Annotated in this window: 21 protein-coding genes and 1 pseudogene; 13 read left to right on the top strand and 9 right to left on the bottom strand. The window is 62.8% G+C overall.

The window, feature by feature from the left end; all coding sequences use genetic code 11:
- Positions 1–109: 109 nt before the first annotated feature.
- The 3 genes from NKH01_RS20060 to NKH01_RS20050 form a co-directional block, all read right to left on the bottom strand.
- On the bottom strand, positions 110–562 hold the full coding sequence (locus NKH01_RS20060; RefSeq protein ID WP_352483117.1) for a nuclear transport factor 2 family protein: 453 nt from the start codon (positions 560–562) through the stop codon (positions 110–112).
- Between the two features lie 39 nt (positions 563–601).
- Entirely contained in the window at positions 602–1243 is a 642-nt protein-coding gene (locus NKH01_RS20055; protein ID WP_353000103.1) for a hypothetical protein, read from the bottom strand.
- A gap of 130 nt (positions 1244–1373) precedes the next feature.
- Positions 1374–2660, bottom strand: coding sequence for a LuxR C-terminal-related transcriptional regulator (locus NKH01_RS20050; RefSeq protein WP_353021940.1), 1287 nt, complete (start codon positions 2658–2660; stop codon positions 1374–1376).
- On the opposite strand from NKH01_RS20050, the gene NKH01_RS20045 reads away from it, so the two are divergent.
- Positions 2649–2951 carry a hypothetical protein gene (locus NKH01_RS20045; RefSeq protein WP_352846658.1) on the top strand — a complete coding sequence of 101 codons (303 nt, stop codon included), beginning with the start codon at positions 2649–2651 and terminating at the stop codon, positions 2949–2951. The genes NKH01_RS20050 and NKH01_RS20045 overlap by 12 nt on opposite strands.
- 317 nt (positions 2952–3268) lie before the next feature.
- Here the strand turns inward: NKH01_RS20045 and NKH01_RS20040 are convergent, their stop codons facing one another.
- Complete coding sequence (locus tag NKH01_RS20040) at positions 3269–4204, bottom strand: LysR family transcriptional regulator (RefSeq protein ID WP_353021938.1); 936 nt, start codon at positions 4202–4204, stop codon at positions 3269–3271.
- A 106-nt stretch (positions 4205–4310) separates the two neighbouring features.
- On the opposite strand from NKH01_RS20040, the gene NKH01_RS20035 reads away from it, so the two are divergent.
- A complete protein-coding gene (locus tag NKH01_RS20035) occupies positions 4311–5102 on the top strand; it encodes an alpha/beta fold hydrolase (RefSeq protein WP_353021935.1) in 792 nt (263 codons plus the stop codon).
- Between the two features lie 100 nt (positions 5103–5202).
- Here NKH01_RS20035 and NKH01_RS20030 read toward each other — a convergent pair whose 3' ends face one another.
- Entirely contained in the window at positions 5203–5811 is a 609-nt protein-coding gene (locus tag NKH01_RS20030; RefSeq protein ID WP_353021933.1) for a 3'-5' exonuclease, read from the bottom strand.
- A gap of 179 nt (positions 5812–5990) precedes the next feature.
- Here NKH01_RS20030 and NKH01_RS20025 point away from each other — a divergent pair, with 179 nt between their 5' ends.
- From NKH01_RS20025 to NKH01_RS20010, 4 genes are all read left to right on the top strand, one after another.
- Complete coding sequence (locus NKH01_RS20025) at positions 5991–6542, top strand: GNAT family N-acetyltransferase (protein ID WP_353021931.1); 552 nt, start codon at positions 5991–5993, stop codon at positions 6540–6542.
- Positions 6543–6562: 20 nt separating this feature from the next.
- The gene (locus NKH01_RS20020; RefSeq protein ID WP_353021929.1) at positions 6563–7201 is read left to right on the top strand and encodes a hypothetical protein; all 639 of its coding nucleotides are present in this window, start codon (positions 6563–6565) and stop codon (positions 7199–7201) included.
- A 149-nt stretch (positions 7202–7350) separates the two neighbouring features.
- Positions 7351–8967, top strand: a complete 1617-nt coding sequence (locus tag NKH01_RS20015) for a GMC family oxidoreductase (protein WP_353021927.1) — start codon at positions 7351–7353, stop codon at positions 8965–8967.
- Positions 8964–10175 carry a mandelate racemase/muconate lactonizing enzyme family protein gene (locus NKH01_RS20010; protein ID WP_353021924.1) on the top strand — a complete coding sequence of 404 codons (1212 nt, stop codon included), beginning with the start codon at positions 8964–8966 and terminating at the stop codon, positions 10173–10175. The genes NKH01_RS20015 and NKH01_RS20010 overlap by 4 nt, the downstream gene beginning before the upstream one ends.
- 105 nt (positions 10176–10280) lie before the next feature.
- Here NKH01_RS20010 and NKH01_RS20005 read toward each other — a convergent pair whose 3' ends face one another.
- Positions 10281–11219: a diacylglycerol/lipid kinase family protein gene (locus tag NKH01_RS20005; protein ID WP_352483106.1), complete on the bottom strand. Its 939-nt coding sequence runs from the start codon at positions 11217–11219 to the stop codon at positions 10281–10283.
- Positions 11220–11431: 212 nt separating this feature from the next.
- On the opposite strand from NKH01_RS20005, the gene NKH01_RS20000 reads away from it, so the two are divergent.
- The 5 genes and pseudogenes from NKH01_RS20000 to NKH01_RS19980 all read left to right on the top strand — a co-directional run bounded on the left by NKH01_RS20000 (position 11432) and on the right by NKH01_RS19980 (position 15640).
- Positions 11432–11890 (top strand): carboxymuconolactone decarboxylase family protein, encoded by a 459-nt coding sequence (locus NKH01_RS20000; RefSeq protein ID WP_352910541.1) that lies wholly within the window; start codon positions 11432–11434, stop codon positions 11888–11890.
- Positions 11890–12764: pseudogene (locus NKH01_RS19995) on the top strand (sigma-70 family RNA polymerase sigma factor). Before NKH01_RS20000 ends, NKH01_RS19995 begins: the two are co-directional and overlap by 1 nt.
- Positions 12765–13392: 628 nt before the next feature.
- Positions 13393–13827 carry a DUF4383 domain-containing protein gene (locus NKH01_RS19990; RefSeq protein WP_023719157.1) on the top strand — a complete coding sequence of 145 codons (435 nt, stop codon included), beginning with the start codon at positions 13393–13395 and terminating at the stop codon, positions 13825–13827.
- Positions 13828–13833: 6 nt separating this feature from the next.
- On the top strand, positions 13834–14964 hold the full coding sequence (locus NKH01_RS19985; RefSeq protein ID WP_353021921.1) for a hypothetical protein: 1131 nt from the start codon (positions 13834–13836) through the stop codon (positions 14962–14964).
- Positions 14965–15124: 160 nt separating this feature from the next.
- On the top strand, positions 15125–15640 hold the full coding sequence (locus NKH01_RS19980) for a hypothetical protein (RefSeq protein ID WP_023719159.1): 516 nt from the start codon (positions 15125–15127) through the stop codon (positions 15638–15640).
- An 8-nt stretch (positions 15641–15648) separates the two neighbouring features.
- Here NKH01_RS19980 and NKH01_RS19975 read toward each other — a convergent pair whose 3' ends face one another.
- A complete protein-coding gene (locus NKH01_RS19975; RefSeq protein WP_353021919.1) occupies positions 15649–17271 on the bottom strand; it encodes an FAD-binding oxidoreductase in 1623 nt (540 codons plus the stop codon).
- A 33-nt stretch (positions 17272–17304) separates the two neighbouring features.
- Between NKH01_RS19975 and NKH01_RS19970 the strand changes: the two genes are divergently transcribed.
- On the top strand, positions 17305–17883 hold the full coding sequence (locus tag NKH01_RS19970) for a YegJ family protein (RefSeq protein ID WP_353021917.1): 579 nt from the start codon (positions 17305–17307) through the stop codon (positions 17881–17883).
- A gap of 15 nt (positions 17884–17898) precedes the next feature.
- On the opposite strand, the gene NKH01_RS19965 is transcribed toward NKH01_RS19970, so the two are convergent.
- Both NKH01_RS19965 and NKH01_RS19960 read right to left on the bottom strand, forming a co-directional pair.
- Entirely contained in the window at positions 17899–18870 is a 972-nt protein-coding gene (locus tag NKH01_RS19965; RefSeq protein WP_353021914.1) for a hypothetical protein, read from the bottom strand.
- Positions 18871–18943: 73 nt separating this feature from the next.
- Positions 18944–19981 carry a CapA family protein gene (locus NKH01_RS19960; protein ID WP_353021912.1) on the bottom strand — a complete coding sequence of 346 codons (1038 nt, stop codon included), beginning with the start codon at positions 19979–19981 and terminating at the stop codon, positions 18944–18946.
- A 142-nt stretch (positions 19982–20123) separates the two neighbouring features.
- Between NKH01_RS19960 and NKH01_RS19955 the strand changes: the two genes are divergently transcribed.
- Entirely contained in the window at positions 20124–21377 is a 1254-nt protein-coding gene (locus NKH01_RS19955) for a hypothetical protein (protein ID WP_353021910.1), read from the top strand.
- Positions 21378–21413: the final 36 nt, after the last annotated feature.

Here is a 21413-nt window from a genome sequence, read left to right as displayed (position 1 = left end):
TGGATCAATTCGGGCTGAAAAGAAGCAAAGTTCTGGCTCCATGACGACGGCAGAGCCGATGGTCCCGCCAGCGCAATTCCTTTCCCTGCCCGTTTCGGACCGACGCTTTTCAGAACGCGAAATCCGCGGACTGAACGACATCGGCTGGGAGCCAGGTTTCATGAACCTGCAAGATCTCGGGCCCGCGGCTGTAGCCGCGATCGCGGACCACCATCGTCGTGACCCGGCCATTGTTCGGTTCATCGGAGTCCTTCGCGTCGCGTTGCCATTCGTGGTAGTTCACGACCGCCAGGTCGGCGCTTTGATGGCTGATCCGGATGTCGCGTATTTTGATACGGAAGGCCGGATTCGATCCGTAGATGCTCTTCATGTAACCTGCGAAGTCTTTTTTCCCGAACGCCCTGCCGCCTGGCATGATGGCGACCAGATCGTCGCTGATCCGGTCGAGCGCGTTCTTCTTGAACGTCGCGTCGTCGCCAGGGCATCGGCCCGCCACCCAGTCGGTGAAGAATTCGTGGATGTCGTGGATCGTCGCCTCGATTTCCTTCGTTTGAAGGGACATTTTTTCCTCCTGTCTCAAGATGATGCTGGATCAGGCGCTTTACGCCGTGGCTTGCCCCGACCGGACGCTGCTTGAGGACAGCCCGTACCACGCGAGCCACAGGCACATGAGAAGCGAGGAAACCAGCCAGATCGGACCCCCGATGCCGATCCCGAGCTGCTCACCGAGTGTCCACCCGGTTGCCGAAAGGATACCGAACGCCGAGCCGACGATCGCGGCCCATCGGGGCAGTATCCCGACGTTATCGCGGGCGTCGTGATACGCGACAAGCGCTGTCGCCAAGGCCAGCGCCCAGAATCCGTTACCCATGCCGCCGGAAAACGCCCACCAGGTCATGAAGGCGTTGGTGTCACCCCGGTCGGCCACGACCGCGACCACCGATGCCTCGGCGACTGCGGTGGAGAACGTGGTCAGGGCGCCGAGAGCCATCACCATCCAGGCGGAACTCAGCATCGGCGAATGCCGGACCCGGGGATTGAGCGCCAGGTTCAGGAACGAAGCGCCGGCGATCAGGAACAGCGCCGCTGCCGCCGTCCAATGGACCGTAGCCCATCGCCCATGGCCCTCGGCGATATTCTGCATCTGAACAGACAAATCCGCGTCCGGTGGCCCGTGAAAGACGAGCGCAGCCGCCAGCAGCAGCGTTCCGGTGGCGAGCCAGACACCGCCGGGCCCGCTCATGCTGTTATTATTCGTTTGCATCGGGAAAACCTCCTGTGGCCTTTGCCACGCCATGAAGTTTAGACCCGCGCCACGGTTGCCCGCTTCGGCGTAAATACCCACGCAGCGAGAAATTTTGGCTTGGGTAGGATTACCCAGATACGCCCATGCCGATCAGGCCGTGCTCGACCGCAAAGGCCGTGGCTGCCGCGCGCGTGCGCACGTTCAGCCGCGTCAGGATATCGCTAACGTGACGGTCTACCGTCCGCTGGCTCAGACTGAGCTCGCCGGCAATTTCCGGGTTGGTCAGGCCTGACGCGATCAGGCGCAGAACCTGCGTCTGTCTGGGGGTGAGAGCTTCGCTGCCTGTCGCCGTCATGATAGCCCGCAGCTTGCCGGCAACGGCTTCGTCGGGGCGCGCGCCGAGCTCGCTGAAAAGTCTTATCGCTTCGTCCAGTTCGGTCTGCGCCGCTTCAGTATCGCCGGTTGCGAGACAGGCCCGCGCTGTCAGCACCCGCATCCGGGCAAGATGATAGGGCGCCCGAAGGTCCCAGAGGATCTCCACTGCGCGCCGGATATGGGCCAATGCCTCCGCGGCTCGACCAGCATGGATCAGCACCCGCGCGGTAGCCTCGGCGGCTGCGGCGCGGACTGCATCCGCGGAATATTGGCGCGCGCAGTCGCGCAGTGTTTCGCACAGTTCCCAGGCGTCATCGGCCGAACCGACAGCGAGAGTGATTTCCACCGCAGCCGGCAAGAGGCGGAGTTTGTCCGGCATGTCATCGACCGACTGCAGTGCGCGGCGGATCGCCGAAAGGGCCGGCTGCTCGTGCCCCTGCTGCAATCGCATAAGCGCCAGTCCCGGCTGCGGATCGAACCCGAGCCTGCTCGCTGCGCGATAGGCGGCATCGGCCTCGTCCCATTGGCCGCGGAGGCGAAAGACCTCGCCCTTCTGGTAGAATGCCGGACCGGCGTGGTGCTTCGAGGGCCCCTGCTGAAGGCGGATGCTGGCGACACTGGCCTCGCGGCCGGCCTCGTCCCAGTGGCCGTCGAGGATCAGGATTTCGGCCCGGTGGATCAGGCATCGGCCGGTGAAGGCAACGATGTCGGGCTGTCCCGCGCACCATCCGATCAGCGCCGATGTCCATTCCCTCGCCCGGCTCGTGGCATGAAATTTCTGACAGATCTCGATCACGCTGCAGTAGACCAGCCCGGTAACGATCGGTGAGAGCCGGCCCGAGGTGACCGAAACCATCGCTTCGTCCAGCAGTTCGAAGCCGCGCACATAGTCGCCGCGCACGATCAATATCCGACCCTGAAGGTGGCGCGCGATAGCCAAGAGGTCCGGATCTTCGCAGCGCTGTCCGATCTCCGCGGCACGTGTTGCGTGGGTGAATGCTTCGTCCGGACTGTCGGCGGCGAGGCATTGTTCGACCATTGGGAGCTGAAGGTAACCTTGTTCTGCACATTCCGGCGCATGATCCGCGACCAACCGGTTGGCGCGGGTCAGCCATCCGCTGCCTTGGGCGAATTCGCCGCGAAACATCAGGGTGAGCCCGATCCAGAAGCCGCAACGCGCTGCGGATCGTTCGCGTCCGTTCCGGAGATGCTCTTCGAAGGCCCTCTCGTAGTCCCGAACGAATTCCTCCTCGCGCCCAAGCATGTAGGCGGCTTCCCCGAGGCGCTGGAGCTCGGCGCCGCCAAGTTCACTGCGGCGGTCTCTGTCTGACAGTTCGCGGTGAAGCCTGGACCAATCTCCGCGATTGGCTAGCTCCGCATACGGATCCGATGCAACTGCACCGTCTTCCGGCGACTTGTCGGGTGATCGGTCGGAGGGCGCGGGCATATCCTCAGAATAGCACATATCTTGCTGAGGAGGTGGCGGCAGGTTACCGATATGGCAGAAGTTCGTTTCGGGCTCAATCGAGCCGTTCATCGCGTCCGCCGCCGAGGACCGGGAAGGGTCGCACCCTGCCGTCTGCAAGGTGTTTGTCCAGCGACTGTTGTGTGGCGAAACCGGCTAAAATCCCAGTCGTGTGAAACTTGTCATGGCCGCTTAGGTGTCATTTCGCCCTCTACCGGAACCGCCCCCAACGTCGGCGCCTCTTGCTCGATATAATCCCACAGACGGTTCGAGATCGGCCCGTGCGGCCGGTCGCGGCGGCGCGCCACCACCAACTCCTCGGTACGGCCTGGCAGATGACGGCCGGCAATAGATTGCAGGCGTCCGTCGTGCAGCTCCTCCTCGATCAGGAAGCGGGGCATATGGCCCCATCCGAGGCCCTGCAAGATGATTTCCTTCTTCATGCCCTGATCGGCCACCATGCATTGCGGCGCACCCTCGATCATGAAGTAGTCTTGTCGCGGTGAATGGCGGGCCGTGTCGCGCATGACACATTGGGTGAACGCGTGCATCTGATCCGGCGTGATTGGGTGCTTGATGCGCTCCGGCAGAAAGCCCGACGCCACTACCGGAACAAATTGCACCTTGCACAGATCGATCCATTCCACCCGCGGGTCGCTCTTGTCGATCCAGTGCAGGATCAAATCGGCTTCGTCATCGAAGAGGCGCTCCCACGGGCCGCCCACCGCCTCGAAGTGCAGATGCAGGCGTGTGCCCGGACACTGGGCGAAGAACCGTCCGAGCATGCCCAGTGCCTGCGGACGCGGGCACAGGTCACCGATCACCACATGGATCTCGCTTTCTTCGCCCATTGACAGCTGAGCAGCATGAAGCCGCAAGCCCTCGAGCTCGCGCAGCAGCGATTGTGCCCTGCGATGGAACGACAGCCCTGCCTCGGTGGGGCGCACGCGATAGCCGCTGCGATCCAAAAGAACGAGGTCGAGTTGCCGTTCCAGCTTTGCCACGGCGGCGAATATAGCCGGGTGCGAGCGATGCAGCATGGCCGCCGCAGGCTGAAAGCCGCCGCAGCGGACCACCGCATCGAAGCATTGCAGGTCGTGCAGGGTAAATTCGGCCATGTCAGCTTACATTACAGAGATTATCCTATCTTTGTAATATCATCAAAAGCGTGCCGCAGCTAGGCTTCGCCACATTCAACGCTCCAAAAAGGAAGGCGTATTCACCATGAATGAGATGGATTTCGTGATCGTCGGCGACGGCACGCGCATCGCCTACCGCATCGACGGCGACGCCGGGCAACCTGTGCTGATGCTGTCGAATTCCATCGGCACCACGCTGCGGATGTGGGACTTGCAGGTCAACGAGCTGTCGAAGCATTTCCGTGTTCTGCGCTATGACTTTCGCGGCCACGGAGGGTCGAGTGTTCCGGCCGGTGCTTATTCGCTCGACCGGCTTGGCCGCGACGTGATCGAGTTGCTCGATGCCCTGGGCATTGAACGCGTACACTTCCTCGGTCTGTCGTTGGGCGGCTTCGTCGGGCAGTGGCTCGGCATCCACGCGCCCGAGCGGATCGAGCGCTTGATCCTGAGCAACACCTCATCCTACCTCGGACCGGCAAAGCAGTTTGACGAGCGGATTGCCGCCGTGCTGCAGGCGCCGGACATGGCGGAAACAGCCGAGATGTTCCTGGGCAACTGGTTCCCTGCGCGTATGCTGGCGGCCAACGGGCCCGTCATCGAAGAATTTCGCGCCATGCTGCTGGCTATCGACCGGCAAGGCTTGGCTGGCTTGTTCGCGGCGGTTCGCGATGCGGACCTTCGCCGAACCATAGCCCTGATTTCCAGGCCAACGCTGGTGATCGCCGGCCAGCACGACACTGTCACAGCCGCCAGCCACAGCGAGTTGATCGCGGCGACGGTGCCCGGCGCGAAACTGGTTGTTCTGCCCGCGGTTCACTTGTCGAACGTAGAGTACCCCGCCGAATTCATGGAGGCCGTGCTCGGTTTTCTGCGGTGAGTTGGTGCAGGAAGGGGATGCTGAGTGACTCCGTTTTCGCCGGTCGCTTTTTTCACAAGCGATGGCGGGCAGGCTAGGCGAAAACCATCATCCCACTTTGTCAGACAAATTCGTCTGGCCGTAGTGCCCCTGTCTTCAACAGGTGCTGGAGTGTGTACGAGACGGACAGCGCGTCATCGAGTGCATCGTGCCCCTGTAAAGGAGGATGTTGGACCCCGTAGTAATCGGCCAGTTTGTTGCTGGCCGTCTTCGCCAAATCCTCGACCGGCATCCCTGCCGAGAGCAGCAGCTTGACGGCGTTGTCGAACCGATGTGCCGGAATAGAGGGCTGAACACCAGCGACATAACAACTGATCGCGACCATGTTCAACTCATCCTTGCCCCACGACCAGAACCGCGCACCGCCTGAAAAAATATCAACGTCAGCAAGGGCCGTCTCCAGGCAGATGCCTTCGGTTTCGATCTTCTCCCCGGTGATGCCGGTCAATTTGGTGAAGAACGGATCGATAGAATACCTTTTTCCATACCGGTCGATCGGTTGAATGTAAGCCATGAAAGTGTCCAGGAGAGGATAGTCGCCCTCAAGGCCAAGCTTGACGGCACCGATCTGAGCAATAACTGGATCCGGGTCGTGGGCGGCACACCAGAATCTCCGTTGAGATCCTTCAAGGCAAAGAAACTCGCAGTCGAATATGATCGCCGTATTCATACCAGTCTCTCGCTTTTGCACTAATGCGCTCGTTGTAACCGAGTTTGTCGCGAGCACTGGCAAGCCATAGAGGCGTGTTGCCGCGTCTGGAAGACATCATTCGCATGAACCGAAAGCGATGATGCGTCGATGCGCAGTGCAGGCTAGACTGGACAGGTAGATAGCGGATTACGGCTGATATGGAATTTAGCTTTCGCCCACTAACGCCCGATCTGTGGCCCGCGCTCGAGGACCTGTTCGGCGAGAGCGCCGTCTGCAGTCGCTGCTGGTGTATGTACGGGCGGATCGGCAGGGCCTATCGAAAGAGACCAGGCGAGGAAAACAAGGCCGCGTTCCGGCAAGCCGTTCAGCATGGTCCGCCTCCAGGTCTGCTTGCTTTCGACGGCGATACCGCTGTCGGCTGGTGCCAGTTGACACCGCGAGATGCCGTGCCCTGGCTCGATCGGCTGTGGCAGCTCAAGCGCGTGGATGACAAGCCGGTCTGGTCGTTGTCCTGCCTCTATGTGCGAAAAGAATACCGCCGGCAGGGCGTCACGTCCCACCTGATTGCACAGGCCCTGGAGGCTGCGCGGCGCGCAAATGCGCCTGCGCTCGAAGCCTATCCTTTCGATGCCGACATATCGCCGAGCGCATCCGGCAGCGGATATGCCTCCACCTTCGCGCGCGCCGGGTTCGGGGTCGTCGCTCGCAGGGTACCGGCCCGTCCGATCATGCGCTATGATTTCAGGTAGATTGCCGATCGTCGCCTGTAATGCTTGGATCGCTTGTCGAGGAAGCGCAGGCACTTCGAAATGAAGCCGGATCGTTTTCAACTTTTGGTCAGAGGCACAACGTGGATTGGTTCACACGACGCAAGCCGTTCTCGGGCGCTGCGAAGTCAGCTTTCCCATTCAGCTTGTTGACCACAATGGCAGAGGAGGAGCTGACGCCCTTTGTCGACGACACTTACCGAACGACGTCCCGGCATCTCATTTCTGATGGAGCGGGCATCTATATTCCTTATCGGTTACATTTTCTGCCAAGCGTGCGAGAGCATCACCTTGGCTTTTCATTTCCGTCGCATTGCCTGCTGACACGATCGACAGATGGCTTTTTGCGGCAGAAATCAGCCAAGGTAATCCTGTCGCTGAACGAAAGTTGGAGCATCGCCTTCGTCGTTCTGCTGTTGGGCGAATATGTCGTCGAAATCGCCGAAGACATCTACGCCGCGTTACCTGATCTGGACGCATTAGCCTATGCCAGTTTTGTCCGACAGAACCGAGACGTAATGCGTGCAATGCGCAGCAAGGCCACAAGCTATTGGAATGCCGATTTCAGGCGTGCTTATCCCAACCGAAAATCCTATCCAGCCATTGCTGTCCTCAATCAACTCGATGCGTGGGCAAGTTAGGTCTTCAGCAATCTTCTTGGCGCTGAAAGTCGAAATTCAAACGAAGTTGCCCGTCGCTTTTTTCACATCGGATGCCGGAAGACCCGGCGACGCCGCGCCGCGCCGAAGCCTAGGTTAGAGCCCGAATTCCGGAGCCGCCCGCAGCCACCATGCAGACCTATGACTTCATCATCGTCGGCTCCGGTTCGGCCGGCTCGGTCCTGGCCGAAAAACTGTCGGCCTCCGGCCGCTTCTCGGTGCTGGTGCTCGAGGCTGGCGGCAGCGACCGCCGCTTCTACGTGCAGATGCCGCTCGGCTACGGCAAGACCTTCTTCGATCCGGCGGTCAACTGGAACTACAAGGCCGAGCCGGATCCCGGCCTGGCCGGCAATGTCGACCACTGGCCGCGCGGCAAGCTGCTCGGCGGCTCGAGTTCGATCAACGCCATGGTGTGGATCCGGGGCGCGCGCGAAGACTTTGACGCATGGCGGGATGCAGGCAATCCCGGCTGGGGCTTCGACGATCTCCTGCCCGCCTTCAAGGCGCTGGAGGACAACCAGGGCGGCGCAGACCAATGGCGCGGCGTCGGCGGGCCGCTGCACGTCACCGACTGCTCGACCTCCGTCCACCCGCTCACCAAGCGCTATCTCGCGGCCGCCGGCCAGGCCGGCCTGCCGCTCAACCCGGATTTCAACGGCGCTTCCCAGGAGGGTGTCGGCGTCTACCAGATCACCACCAGGAACGGCCGCCGCATGTCGGCGGCGCGCGCCTTCCTGCGCCCGGCGATGAAGCGCAAGAACGTCCGCGTCGAGCTCAATGCGCTGGCGACCAGGATATTGTTCGAAGGCAAACGCGCCGTCGGCGTCGAATATCTCCAGAATGGAGAGACGAAAACCGCACGCGCCGGCCGCGAAATCATCCTGTCGGGCGGCGCGGTCAATTCGCCCCAGTTGCTGCAGCTTTCCGGCATCGGCCCGTCGGCCCTGCTCGGCGGGCTCGGCATTCCCGTCATCTGCGCCAACGAGAATGTCGGGGCAAACCTGCAGGATCATGTCGGCATCAACTACACCTATCGGGGCAGGCTGCCGACGCTCAACCAGATCCTGCGCCCGTGGTGGGGCAAGCTGATGGTCGGCATGCAATACATCCTGACGCGCTCGGGCCCGCTGTCGCTGTCGATGAACCATGCCGGCGGCTTCTTCCGCACCGATCCGGCGGCGGCACGGCCCAACATGCAGCTCTATTTCCAGGCTTTTTCGACGGTCATTCCGAAGACCGGCGAGCGCCCGATCCTGACGCCCGATCCGTGGCCGGGCTTTTCCATCGGCCTGTCCAATTGCCGGCCATCGAGCCGCGGCGAGATCATGATCCGCTCCGCCAATCCGCGTGACTACCCGAAGATCGTCGCCAATGCCTATTCCACCGAAGCGGATGTCGCCGAAATGCTGGCGGCGGTGAAGTTCGTCAGGAAGATCGCGTCAATGCCGGCGATGGCCGAGATTATCGAGGAGGAGGTTCTGCCCGGGCCGTCGGTCACCTCCGATGCGGACCTCATTCAGGATTTCAGGAAGCGCTCGGGCACCGTCTATCATCCGGTCTCGACCTGCCGCATGGGGCCGGACCCGGCGCGCGCCGTCGTCGATCCGCGCCTCAGGGTGCATGGCCTCGAAGCGTTGCGCGTCATCGATGCCTCGATCTTTCCCGACAACATCACCGGCAACACCAACGCCGCCGCTATCATGACCGGATGGAAGGGCGCCGAACTGGTTCTGGAGGATCAAAAATGAAAATCACCGACGTCAAGACCTGGGTGGTCGGCAACCCGCCGCCCGGCATCGGCGGCAAATATTTCATCTTCGTCAAGCTCACCACAGATGGCGGCGTCGTCGGCTACGGCGAGGCCTACAACGCCACCTTCTCGGCCCATGTCACGGCGAGGATGGTCGAGGACATGGCCGAGCGCTATCTGATCGGCCGCGACCCGCACGACGTCGAGACCTTCTTCCGCCGCGCCTATTCGTCCGGCTTCACCCAGCGCCCCGACGTGTCCGGCATGGGCTGTTTCTCGGCGCTCGAAATCGCCTGCTGGGACATTATCGGCAAGGAGGCCGGCAAGCCGGTCTACAAGCTGCTCGGCGGCCAGGTGCACGAAACGCTGCGTTCCTATACCTATCTCTACCCGCACAGCGGCAGCGTCCACTCCGAGGACGCGCGCGGCAAGAACGTCTACAACGATCCCGACCTGGCTGCCGCCTGCGCGCTGGAATATGTCGAGCAGGGTTTCACTGCGGTCAAGCTCGATCCGGCCGGCCCCTACACCGCCTTCGACGGCCACCAGCCGCGCCTCGTCGACATCGACCTCTCCGCCCGGATGGTCAAGGCGATCCGCGAGGCAGTCGGCACCCGCGCCGACATCCTGTTCGGCACCCACGGCCAGTTCACTGCGTCGGGTGCGCTGCGCCTGGCCCGCGCCATCGAACCTTACGATCCGCTATGGTTCGAGGAGCCGGTGCCGCCCGACATGCCCGAAGTGATGGCGCAGGTGGCGAGGGGCACTTCGATCCCGATTGCGACAGGGGAAAGACTGACCACGAAATTCGAATTCGCCCGCGTCATCGAGAACCGCGCCGCCACCATCCTGCAGCCGGACCTCGGCCGCTCCGGCGGTATCCTCGAAACCAAGAAGATCGCAGCCATGGCCGAGGCCTATCACATCCAGGTCGCGCCGCACTGCTATTGCGGACCGATCGTCGGCGCCGCCAACATCCAGCTCGCCGTGACGCTGCCCAACTTCCTCATCCTGGAATCGCTGAAGCAGTGGGACGGTTTTCACGCGAAGCTGCTCAAGAAGAAGATCGAATGGCAGGACGGCAACGTCATCCCGTCTAAGGAGCCGGGCCTCGGCGTCGAGCTCGATGAGGCCGTCTGCGAGGCGCATCCCTGGACCGGCAAGGACCTGCATTTGCAGATGATGCAGACGCCGTTGATGCCGTGAGTTGTCCAGCGGGACCTACCAACAATGTCACGCGATTTCAACGTGTTGGACCTAGGATCGGAATCACCGCCGAAACAACTTGAATCAATCCCTCAACGGCTTGATTCAATATCTCAGCGTCAATGCGCCGGGCAGGATCTCGAAGGTCGCCGGTATGCGACCCGGCGATTCGCCGTCTATGTCGATCAGCGCGGCGTTCTTTTGCACATCGCCGAGCGGCTCGACAACCACTTTCTTGCCGCGCAGGATGGTGATCGCCGGATGGTTGCGGTGCCGCCCGCCATAGAGCAGGCGGATGTCCCAGATCAGCTTCAGCTTGCCGGCGGCGCGCAGGATAACGATGTCGAACTCGCCGTCGTTAAGCTCGGCGTCGGGCGCGATCATCATGCCGCCGCCAAAGAATTTTCCGTTTGCCACCGCCACCAGCGCCATGCGCGCCTCGACCGGGGCACCGTCGTCGACAGTGATCGCAACCTCCTGGAAGCGGTAGCGGAGGAACTCCCAGACCGTGCGCCAATAGAACAACGCCTTGGCCGAAACCTTGCCCTTGCGCTTGTCGGCATTGACCGCGCGGTCGGTGGCGCCGGAAAGCCCGAGGCTGGCGATGTTGATGAAATGGCGGCTGGCCAGCGCGCCATGGTCGTCGACATAGCTGATGCACCCGGCATCGACCTTGCGCCCCTTGGCCTCGGCAATCCGCTTCAGTGTCAGGTCGACATTGTCCGACAGGCCGAGCCCGCGGGCGAAGTCGATGCCGGTGCCGCAAGGCAGCAGCCCGAGTTCGGCCGTCCGGCCGCTTTCCCGGAAAGCCTTCAGCAGCCCGTCGGCGACCTCGCTGGCGGTGCCGTCGCCGCCGGCCGCGATCACCAGCTCGAAGCCGATGGCGGCAAGGTCGAGCGCCAGCCGTTCGGCATCGCCCTCGGCCTGCGTTTCACGCAGCTCGAAATCGCCGAAATGTCTTTTCAGCGAAGCCGCAACCTCGGGCCAATGCCGCTTGAGCCTGCCGCCGCCGGCGATCGGATTGAGAACCACCGCGACCTTCAAGCCTGCCTCCCCAAGGCCATCGAACACGCCTTCCACTCATTTGCCGGCATTGAAGCCCGCGCCGGCCCGCGGGGCAAGATCGAATGTCTGACAATGCGATCGAGCATGAAAAGCGATTTCGGCTGAGACTTGGCTGAAAAAGAGTCCAGCCCATGTCACATTCGGCAAATCCAACTCGTCATGTCTCCGGAAACCCTTGAAAGGAGATCACGATGGCACCCAGGCTAAACCCCTTTACCGCCAGCCCCGCGGCAATGCGGCCGTGGATCGAGCTGGGAAAAACAATTCAGACCAGCGGTCTCGAGCCCTTGTTGAGGGAACTTGTCATGACGCGGGCATCACAGATCAACGGATGCGCCTTCTGCATCCACCATCACGTTGAAGATGCCCGCAAGTACGGAGAGACCGAGGACCGGCTCCATCTTCTCAGCGCCTGGCACGAGTCCGCGCTATATTCCGACCGCGAGCGGGCCGCGCTGGGCTGGACCGAGGCGCTGACGCTGGTGTCGGAGACCCGTGCGCCTGACGATGCCTACCAGGCGCTGCGCCAGCATTTTACCGAGGACGAGCAGGTGAGGCTCACCTTGCTGATCGCGCAAGTCAACGCCTGGAACCGCATCAGGATCGGCTTTCGTTCTGTCCACGCGGCTGAGGAACGGCAGGCCGCCTGATGGCACCCGCATCGGGCCAGGACGCCGCTGTCGTCTTCGATCCCCTACGTCCGACCCTTGTCCGCGTTGCATATCTAATGCTGGGCTCGATCGCGGACGCGGAGGACGTTCTCCAGGACGCTTTCTTGTGCTGGCTCGATGTCGACCGAAACGCGGTGCGCGAACCGGAAGCTTTTCTGCGCCGGGTCGTCACGCGTTTGTGCCTGGACCGGCTCAAGTCGGTGCGGCGTCGGCGCGAGACCTATGTCGGCCCGTGGCTGCCTGAGCCGGTTATGAATCGGCTGAGGACGAGACCGATGACGTAACCTTGCCCTTGCTGATGGCGCTGGAGCGCCTGTCGCCGCTGGAGCGCGCTGCCTTCCTGCTTCATGACGTGTTCGGCCTCGACTTCGCCGAGGTCGCGGCCACGATCGGCCGCGAGCCCGCCACCTGTCGCCAGCTCGCCAGCCGGGCGAGAGCCCACGTCCGCGCCGACCGCCCTCGCTATCCCGTGCCGCGGGAACAGGGCCTGGAGATCGCCGAAGCCTTCTTCGCCGCGTCCCGGGACGGCAAGTTGGACAGCCTGCGCGCACTGCTCGCGGCGGACGTCACGCTCTACGCCGATGGCGGCGGCAAGGCACCGGCGCGAAAGGCGCCGGCCTTTGGGCTCGATGATGTCATGCGCCAGTACGCGACGTTCGCGTCTGTCTATGCGGTGAGCCGATCTCGCCTGCTGCGCTATGGCTTTATCAACGGCCTGCCGGGGTTCATCACCATCGAGCGAGGCGACATTCTCCAAACGACTGCGCTGGAGATTGAGGATGGTCGCGTCGTCGCCATCTATGTCGTGCGCAACCCCGATAAGCTCAGGCACATGGCTGACACCCTGCATTGACGGCTTGGCAGGCGGGCACCGCCAATCAACTGCCCACGAACCCCTCTGCGAATACGCGCCTCAGTCCCCGATAATCCCGCTATCCACAGGCGCGCGGCAGTTTCGCCAAACGCTTATCCGGCGTACATTAAACCCATCTCAGGCGGCTACCGATCGCCACGCCGAAAGGCAAAGCGGAACGGCGGATTTCCTGAGGCCCGTACGGCCCTGAACGAGAACAGGCTTGCTTGTTGGAGGGATGGAAGCCGAGACCTACGGGGCCGCGGAAAGCGTGCGAACGCCAACGGCGGACCGATGCTGCCATGAAGGACGGCAAAAACCTTCGATGGCGCGCTGGGCAAAGCTCGCAAGAGTGGAGACCGGCGTGGTCCGGAACGGACGCTGCCCTCGGGTGGCGACTGGCAGGACCGTCAAAATCAAGGCCGGCATGGCGCGACATCTTTCGGGAGTTGCCGCCGCGACCGTGTCCTGATCTGACAGGGAGGCGCTGGGAGAAATCCCGGCGCCGACTGTCTTTGTGGCTCCGCCTGACGATTTTGCCGGCGACGCTTCACCCTGCGCCAAAATCAGCTACTATCCATTAGCCGTCGGGGGCCGTTTGAGAAGGCTGACGGCAGGGGGATACTTCATGACGCTCATCCAGAAGCTTGCTGTTGCCTATGCTTTCCTGTTCTTCGGTGTTGTTGCCATCGGCTATGTGCCGGCCTTCAACGATGCCGGCGGCAATCTGTTCGGCCTGTTCTCGCTGCAATGGTATGACGATTTGCTGCACGCCTTCTCCGGCGTGTGGGCGCTGGCCGCCGCCTTCATCTCGCACCGCCAGGCGGTATTCTATTTCAAGCTGTTCGGATCGGTCTATCTGTTCGACGGCGTGCTCGGCCTGGTCACCGGTTCCGGCTGCCTCGATGGCGGCATTTTCATCAACGGCTTCCGCTCCTTGAACGACATCGAATTCCCCGCCCGCTTCTTCGCCAACCTGCCTCACATCGTCATCGGCGGCTTCGCCGTCTATGTCGGGTTCTGGCTGTCGAAACGTGTGTATGACCATTTCGCCACGGCCTGACCGGCCATGTTCCTGTTCCGCTGGCTGAAGCGCATCATCAAGGCGATCCTCTGGCTCGTCGTCATTGTCGTGTTGATCCCGATCGCCGGGCTGGCCTACGGCTTTCTCACGACGCCCTCGCTGGACACAACACCATTGCCGGGCGTCACTGAGGGTGCCCCGCCGAAGGCACTGGCCGACAAAGTCCGTGCCGAGATCCCCGGCTACCAGCGGCCAGAGGAATCGACCTTTCTGACCTATCCGGAATGGGCCATCGTCTACGCCGCCCGCGAATATGCCGGCTTCGTCGACAAGAACCAGCCGAGCGGTTTTCTCTATCTCTCCTATATCGGCCGCTTCTGGCAGGACTATGCGATGGTGGTCCGCGCCAGCTCCGCCTACAAGTTCAACCTCGACAACCACCAGATGCTGGTGATCATCGGCACCAGCCACACGATCGAGCACGCCATCCAGTGGGCCTATGAAAATACGGTCGGCCGCATTACCGAAGCGACGGCCGGCAAGCGCACCGCCGTCGACATCTACCAGGCCGAGGTGGCGGCGGAGTATGCCGGTTTTCTCGACCAGGTGCCGTGGTACCAGTTTCCCTATGCCGAAAAGCGTGCCGGCCTGTTTGCCGTCCAGCCGGCAGCGGACGACAGCGCCGTCCGCACCAGCGAACGCAAGCTCGCCTTCGGCCTCGCCTACACCATCAAGCAGGGTTACGCCGATCTGATCAAGTCGGCGCTCGCCGCCACCACCGACCCGGCCTTGCTCGACATCCACGTCTGGGCCAAGGGTCCGGTCAGCGAGGTGACCCGCAACGAGCCCGACACCTTGCTGGAGCGCGATCTCGGCGCCGACGGCACGGTCTTCGTCACCAGGCGCTATCAGGTGTTCACCGACATGATCCCGCGCCTGATCGGCAAGGGCGTCTCCTTCGTCGAGATCGGCGGCAATGACGAGATCATGGTCACCGTGCTTTCCAATGACGAGATCAATGTTCCCCAAGGCGCACGCACCTTGTTCAGCTACCCGCTTCCGGCGGAGCCTTCGACGCGCCGCACCGGCCTGACCGTCGCCGTGCGCAAGCTGCACCTCGTGCTGCCGGCGCTGATGACGGCGGGCGCCAGGCTCGAGCACGTCTACGATTACTGAGGCCTTTCGGTCACAGCCAGCCTCGGCAAGACGTGGCGTGATGCTCCGCCACGCTCATTCCACAATCGCGGCCAAATCCCGCCTTGTTCCGCAACGATTGATGACGCCGTAGCACTTTGATCTTGCGCACATGCGCCAGGCAATTCGGAGGGACAAGACCGTGATCAAGACCGCCCTTGTCGCCATGACCATCGTCGGCTGCGACTGCGACGCCAGGCTTTGCGAATATATCGGCGAGACGCCCGCCAAATGGTCGACCATTGCCGAATGCGAAGCGGCGATGAAAAGCCAGATGCTGCACGAGCGCAATTTCGATTATCCGCTGGTCTCGGGCATCTGCCGGACACAGAACTCGTCTTCGTCATCGCAGCTCGCGGCGACCACTTCGGAGCCCGAATTGACGACGGCCAGTACGGCCGCGACAGAGCCGCTGCCAGCAGAACTGAGCCATCGGCCCAGTGCAGCGGTCGGAACGCAGGCGACGGCGACGGAAACAGAAGCCGTCCGGCCGGTCGCCTACGAAGCGGCGGTCGATGGCGGCAGCGCCCTGCTCTACCGCACGAAGACCGGGTACGCCGTGGTCAAGACCGATCTCGGCCGCGCCGCATCGGCAACGATCGGCATCGCCAGGCGCTCGGCGAACTGGCTGGCGGCGAAGCTGCCTGACGGTCTGTAACCGGCACTTCAGGCCGTGCCGATCAGTGCCTTGATGGCGCGGTAAAAAGTCGAGGAAAACAGCTCCCCCGGATCGTATTGCCGCTTCTTCGCCAGGAAGGACGGCAGTTCCGGATAGGAGGCAAGCAGCTCCTTGCCCGTGTAGTGGAGTTGGTAGGGCAGGAAAAAACGCCCGCCATGCTTGATCGTCACGTCGATTAGCGCCCTTGTCAGTGCCCGCATCCTGGCATTGCCGTCGGCGTCGGTCGGCTGATTGATGTAGAGCACCAGCGAATAGGCCGGCTCCGGTGCATAATTCAACGCCACATCCTCCTTGTGGACGATGCGTACCGAAGCGTTGAGCACCGGCAGGGTCTGGTTGCGCAGGATCTCGCGCGCTTCCGCGATGAACGGGTTATAGCCCGCCCGCGGGATGAAATATTCGTGCAGTATGTCGGTTTCGTCGAGCAGATCGTTGAACAGATAGGGTACTGAATCGTGCATCGGGTTGTTGCGGGTGACCAGGCAGGCCTCGCCTTCGGCCATTGCCGCCGTCCGCGCCACCGTGCAGCTCTCGAATTGCGGCTCCAGCGTCTTTTCGGTGAACCATTTCAGCTCCTGGAACAGGCTGCCCCATTTCGCCAGGTTGATGATCACCCGTTTGAGCCCAACCGAGCCCGGTTCACCGATTGCCGGCTGGTCGGCCGGCGGCTGGTCGGCGACCTTGTCATAGCGATAGACGATCATATCCTCGAGGAAATTGCCCGGCGCAGTCGACAGATGCCCATAAAACAGACCAATCGCCCTGTTTGGCTCCAGCACCTCGGCGAAGAACGTCGGGAATTCGTCCGATTTGATGATCTCGCGCGAGGTGCGGTAGACGGCGTTGTCGACGATATCGAGTGTCGCCTCCAGCACCACGCCGAACAGGCCGTAGCCGCCGACGACGTGGCGGAACAGCTCGGTGTTTTCGGCCGGTGAGCAGGTTGTCACCGAACCGTCGGCCAGCATCACCCGCATCGAACGGATCGAGCCGGCGACCGAGCCGGCCTGGTGGTCCATGCCATGCGCGTTGACCGAAAGCGAGCCGCCCACCGAAAAGATGTCGGTCGACTGCATCGCCTTCACCGCAAAGCGCGGGTGCAAAAAATCCTGGATGTCGTGCCAGCGCGCGCCCGGCTGCAAGGTCATCGTCTTCGCCGCCGCATCGACGCGGACCTTGTTGAATTTGCGCATGTCGAGGATCAACGCATTGTCATCGAAAGCGTGGCCGCCCATCGAGTGGCGCACCGCCGCGACCGAGACCTTCAGGCCGTTGGTGCGGGCAAAGGCCAGCGCGCTCGCAATGTGGTTTTCCTCGCTGACTTCGATAACGCCGTAGACCGGCGTCATCGACAGGCCGCTGGCATCGTTGATGTCGCCGCCCTTGGCCAGCCATGGCAGCGCCGGATCGTAGGCTGGCGCGTTCTCGAGCGGCTTCAGCGCCAGGTCGATGCCGTCAATGTCGGCAATGCGGCCGGAATTCTTCTGCGCCGACGGGCCGCGCGCCAGCCTCGCCACGGTCGTCCCGCCCCAGACCATCGCGCCGCCGACCACCGCCGCACCCAGCAGCAACCGCCGCGACAGGCGAAACCCCTTGCGTTCCTCGATCATAGCCCCACCCCACTGTCCCAGGAATAGCGCCGGATGGAGACAAAAACCAGTTGCCAATCAGACGTTCGGCGAATGATGATCCGGTTTGTCTGGCGGAAATGTCGAAAGCAGTCTCACCATGAAGCTTGCAGCCGTACCGCGCTTGCCCTGTTGCTCGCGTTTGCTCCGGCATCAGCCGACGCGCAAACTCCTGGTCAGGGCGACGACAAGGTCGTCAGCGTAGCTGGCGACGATCCGGAGATGGCGGCCGCTATCGAGCAGGCGCGTGCCGGTCTCGACGACTTCCTGGCATTGGCCGACGCGCCTCCATCCGGAACCGCCGACTTCCAATTGAAAGTCATGGTCAGGGACGGGGACGCCACGGAACATTTCTGGGTCATTCCCTTCCACCGTACGGCGGCCGGATTTGCGGGAACCTTGGACAACGAGCCGCAGACCGTTCACAACGTCGTGGCAGGCCAGGAGATCGAATTCAGCCGGGACGATATTTCCGACTGGGGTTATATGAAGAACGGACGCCGGGTGGGAAGCTTCACTGTCTGCGTTCTCTTCAAAAAGATGTCGAAGGATGACGCCGACTATTATCGCCAGAACTATGGCTTCGATTGTTGACGGCTGAATTCCAGTTCAACCGGCTTCTACATCGTTCACGCCGATCTTTCGCACCAGCGCCGCTGTCGCCAGGATCGCGCCCATGTCGGCGATCATCGGCGCGACATGCTTGGTGTAGTCGAGGCGCGTGGAGATATCCGGCAGCTCGAAGAAATTCCTTTCCTGCGGCAGCAGCAAGAAGCCGTCGCTGCCGCTGAGCGCAACGCGTGCCGGATCGTTCGGCCGGGTTTCGCCGAGCCATCGCAGCGCCTGCGCCAGCCGGCCGGTCACCAGCGGCTGCGCCGCCTCGATATTGTCGGTGCGGAACTCGTAGGCGGCATCGAGCTCCGGCACGCCGCTGGACAGTTCCTGCATCTTGCTGCCGAAGATGCCGCGGAAGAAGCCGACGACCTTGTTGGTCCGGCGCGCGGCGACCAATGTGCCGGGGAACGGCACGATCGTCTCGAAGGCGACGATTACGCCCTTGAACACTGCTGTCGTGCTCTTGCCCGTCCCTTCCCGGAGATCTGCTTCGTAAAGCTCGAACGGAAACCCTTCATAGCGGCCGGAAAAAACATCGTCGAAAGACTGCCGGTTGAACGGGCCAACCGTCTCACGCGGCAACCGGTCAAACGAATTCGGCTTGACGTTGTGCCGGTATTGCATGTTCTCGATGAAGCCGAAGACGATCGGCAGCAGAGTGCTGCGGAACGACTGCCGCAATTTGCGCGCCGGCTTGATCGCCTTGAAATAGAGCAGGATTGCCGCCAGGAAGCCGCCGATATAGAGGAACACATGCGGGGTCGAGAACCACTGCTCGTTCGGGTCGGCAACCCCGTTGAAAAGCCAGGCCACAAGCGCCACGAACACCAGCAGCAGTCCGATGAACATCGGCACCCGCCAGCGCGTCTGGCGATGGGCCGAAGCTCTTTCGGCCTCGTAGGCCTCGATGTTCTTCCTGATGCCGGCGATCACCGCTTCGCTCGGCATGAAATCCGCTGTTTCCATCGCCCACCCGCCGCCACAAGCCTGCCCGCGTAGCGCATGATAGCCGGTTTTGTGGACCGCGTCAGCGCAGCCGTCAGCGCGCGGCGAAGATCGCATCAAGGCGGGCCAGAACCCTTTGCCTCGATTTTCCCGCCAGCGCTTCAACCGGCACCAGCCGCTCATGATCGCCGGTGCGCAGCCGCATGAAGGCATGCAGCCGGTAGGCGGCGATGGCCCCGCGCGTGCCGGGATCGGCGCTGATGTCGACGACGAGAATGGCGCCGATACGGCTCGGCCATGGCTGGCGCGCGAAGGCGGTGCCGAAGAAATCGCCGAGCCCATAGGCAACGAGCGTCTTGCCGATCCGCTCGATCGGCTGCACGACGTGGGCATGATGCCCGGCGACCAAGCCGACGCCATGTTCGGCCAGGCGCTGGGCGAGCTTTCGCGTTTCTGCGCGCGGAAAATGCCGGAACTCCCAATCCCAATGCGGCACCGCGCAGAGGAGATCGACACCCGATGCGGCACCGCGCGGCCATTGCGTCGGATCGCCTTGCATCGAGACTCGGCCCGCGAATTGAGCCGCGCCGGCGTTGCGCCACAGGGTAAAGCCGGCAAGGCCGATGGTCAGCGGCCCGACCGCAAACCGTTCGACTGGAGCCCCAGCACCGATGGTGCGGCTGCCGAGCCGCGCTATCGCGGCGACAGTCTCGTCGAAGCCGGCAATGCCCTGGTCGAGCACATGGTTGTTGGCCAGCGACAGCACCAGTCTTTCCAGCGAAATGCCGGCGGCGGCCAGCGCCTCGGCAAGAAACCGCTCGCTCATCGCATGGTGCGTGCCGAACCTCGTACCCAAAACAGAGCTCGGCCGTTCCACGACCGGGCTTTCGCAATTGCCGACCACGAGATCGGCCGAGGCGAGCAGCGCCGCGATCGCCGGATCGCAGTCCGGCGCACGACGATTGGCCACCGCCGAGATGTCGCCGACGAATGCCAGCCGCACCGTCCGCGCCGGCGCCGGTTCGAGCAGGGCTGCCGCCATCGGAGCGAAGCCGCGAGCCGCGCCGCCGAGCGAAGGCCGGAGGAAACGGGGCAGCCAGGACAGTTTGTAGGAAAGCGGATAATTCGACACGCGACGCCCAATCGTTTGCCCTGTGTAGACCGTCCGCCGGATTGATTGAAGCGTCGACTGTTATCGGTGAACCACAGGGCTACAGGCGCGCGAACCAAATGCGTGTATGATCCACTGCGGAGCGACAAAAGGGGCGATCACGATGACGCGTTTTTCCAGGCTGATGGCAGGCGCCATCGTTCTTCTCCTGCCGCTGTCCTCGGCCAGAGCCGCGGCTCCCGAACCGACGGCCCTGTTCGAGGCAAAAACCGTGGCCGAGCGCGACAGCGCGCTAGCCGCGCTGGAAGCCGCCGCGCCCGGCAATCCGGCATCGGCCTATGCCGCCGGCGCCAGTGAATTCTTCACCGCGCTGGAGATCCTGGCGGGCGGTCTGCACCGCCACGGTTTCGACAGCCCGCAATCGTTCATGCTGCCGCTGATGCGGCTGCCGGTGCCGGACAATGTCGATCCCGAGCCGCTGACCTACGAACAATTCCGCGCCATTCTCGTCGCCTTCCGCGACCGGTTGGAGAAATCCGCAGCCACGCTGGGCTCGGTACCCGCCGACGCGGATATCGGCATGGTCATCGACCTGACCCGTCTCGGCATCGATCTCAACGAGGACGGCCAGATCGCGCCGGACGAAAGTGCCGCCGCGATCATGGCGTCCCTGTCACGCGGCGGCGGTGCGCCAGACGCGGCCGCACCCGCCCTCACCTTCCGCTTCGACCGCGCCGACGGCTACTGGCTACAGGGCTATTCCGAATTCCTGATGGCGCAGGCCGATTTCTGGCTGGCGCATGACTTCAGCAACACCTTCGACGGTTCGTTCCATATGCTGTTCCCGCGCGCCAACCTGCCGCTGCAGGACACGCTCGTTCCGCCGGACGGCGGCATGAGCGGCGGCATGTTGTCGTCCGAATGGCGCATCGCCGATTTCATCTCGCTGGTCCATCTCGTCAACTGGCAAGTGGTCGAGCCGGAGCGCCGGCAAGCGGCGCGCCGCCATCTCATGGAAATGATCCGGCTGTCGCGCGAGGACTGGAAAGCCATCCGCGCCGAAACCGACAATGACCGTGAATGGCTGCCCGGGCCGCAGCAAAAAGGCGCCAGCCCGCTCACCGGCCTCGACGTCGGCGAGCAGCAGGTGCAGGCCTGGCTCGCCGCCTTGGCCATGGCCGAGGATCTGCTGGAAGGCCGCACCTTGCTGCCGCATTTCCGCATCGCCGACAAGGGCATCAACATGAAGCGCTTCTTCGACGAGCCGAAGCCCTTCGACCTGGTGCTGTCGATCACCGGCCCGGCCATCGCGCCCTATCTCGAGCGCGGGAAGATTCTCACCAGCGAGGAGTTCGACCAGATCCAGCGCCAATTCGGCGGCGCCGGGTTTCTGACGTTCGCGTTGTGGTTTAATTGAGCGGGAAGCTTGGAGGGTGCTCCTGACACCCTGCTG

It is taken from the genome of Mesorhizobium sp. M1403, assembly GCF_040317695.1.
Classification (GTDB): Bacteria; Pseudomonadota; Alphaproteobacteria; order Rhizobiales; family Rhizobiaceae; genus Mesorhizobium.
This window is presented reverse-complemented; position numbering and strand designations above follow the sequence as displayed.

What these genes read in the sequence shown, in the direction of transcription:
- NKH01_RS20060 (WP_352483117.1), bottom strand. Translation starts at nt 562, where the DNA reads ATGTCCCTTCAAACGAAGGAAATCGAGGCGACGATCCACGACATCCAC.
- NKH01_RS20055 (WP_353000103.1), bottom strand. Translation starts at nt 1,243, where the DNA reads ATGAGCGGGCCCGGCGGTGTCTGGCTCGCCACCGGAACGCTGCTGCTG.
- NKH01_RS20050 (WP_353021940.1), bottom strand. Translation starts at nt 2,660, where the DNA reads ATGGTCGAACAATGCCTCGCCGCCGACAGTCCGGACGAAGCATTCACC.
- NKH01_RS20040 (WP_353021938.1), bottom strand. Translation starts at nt 4,204, where the DNA reads ATGGCCGAATTTACCCTGCACGACCTGCAATGCTTCGATGCGGTGGTC.
- NKH01_RS20035 (WP_353021935.1), top strand. Translation starts at nt 4,311, where the DNA reads ATGAATGAGATGGATTTCGTGATCGTCGGCGACGGCACGCGCATCGCC.
- NKH01_RS20030 (WP_353021933.1), bottom strand. Translation starts at nt 5,811, where the DNA reads ATGAATACGGCGATCATATTCGACTGCGAGTTTCTTTGCCTTGAAGGA.
- NKH01_RS20025 (WP_353021931.1), top strand. Translation starts at nt 5,991, where the DNA reads ATGGAATTTAGCTTTCGCCCACTAACGCCCGATCTGTGGCCCGCGCTC.
- NKH01_RS20020 (WP_353021929.1), top strand. Translation starts at nt 6,563, where the DNA reads ATGCTTGGATCGCTTGTCGAGGAAGCGCAGGCACTTCGAAATGAAGCC.
- NKH01_RS20015 (WP_353021927.1), top strand. Translation starts at nt 7,351, where the DNA reads ATGCAGACCTATGACTTCATCATCGTCGGCTCCGGTTCGGCCGGCTCG.
- NKH01_RS20010 (WP_353021924.1), top strand. Translation starts at nt 8,964, where the DNA reads ATGAAAATCACCGACGTCAAGACCTGGGTGGTCGGCAACCCGCCGCCC.
- NKH01_RS20000 (WP_352910541.1), top strand. Translation starts at nt 11,432, where the DNA reads ATGGCACCCAGGCTAAACCCCTTTACCGCCAGCCCCGCGGCAATGCGG.
- NKH01_RS19990 (WP_023719157.1), top strand. Translation starts at nt 13,393, where the DNA reads ATGACGCTCATCCAGAAGCTTGCTGTTGCCTATGCTTTCCTGTTCTTC.
- NKH01_RS19985 (WP_353021921.1), top strand. Translation starts at nt 13,834, where the DNA reads ATGTTCCTGTTCCGCTGGCTGAAGCGCATCATCAAGGCGATCCTCTGG.
- NKH01_RS19975 (WP_353021919.1), bottom strand. Translation starts at nt 17,271, where the DNA reads ATGATCGAGGAACGCAAGGGGTTTCGCCTGTCGCGGCGGTTGCTGCTG.
- NKH01_RS19970 (WP_353021917.1), top strand. Translation starts at nt 17,305, where the DNA reads ATGGAGACAAAAACCAGTTGCCAATCAGACGTTCGGCGAATGATGATC.
- NKH01_RS19965 (WP_353021914.1), bottom strand. Translation starts at nt 18,870, where the DNA reads ATGGAAACAGCGGATTTCATGCCGAGCGAAGCGGTGATCGCCGGCATC.
- NKH01_RS19955 (WP_353021910.1), top strand. Translation starts at nt 20,124, where the DNA reads ATGACGCGTTTTTCCAGGCTGATGGCAGGCGCCATCGTTCTTCTCCTG.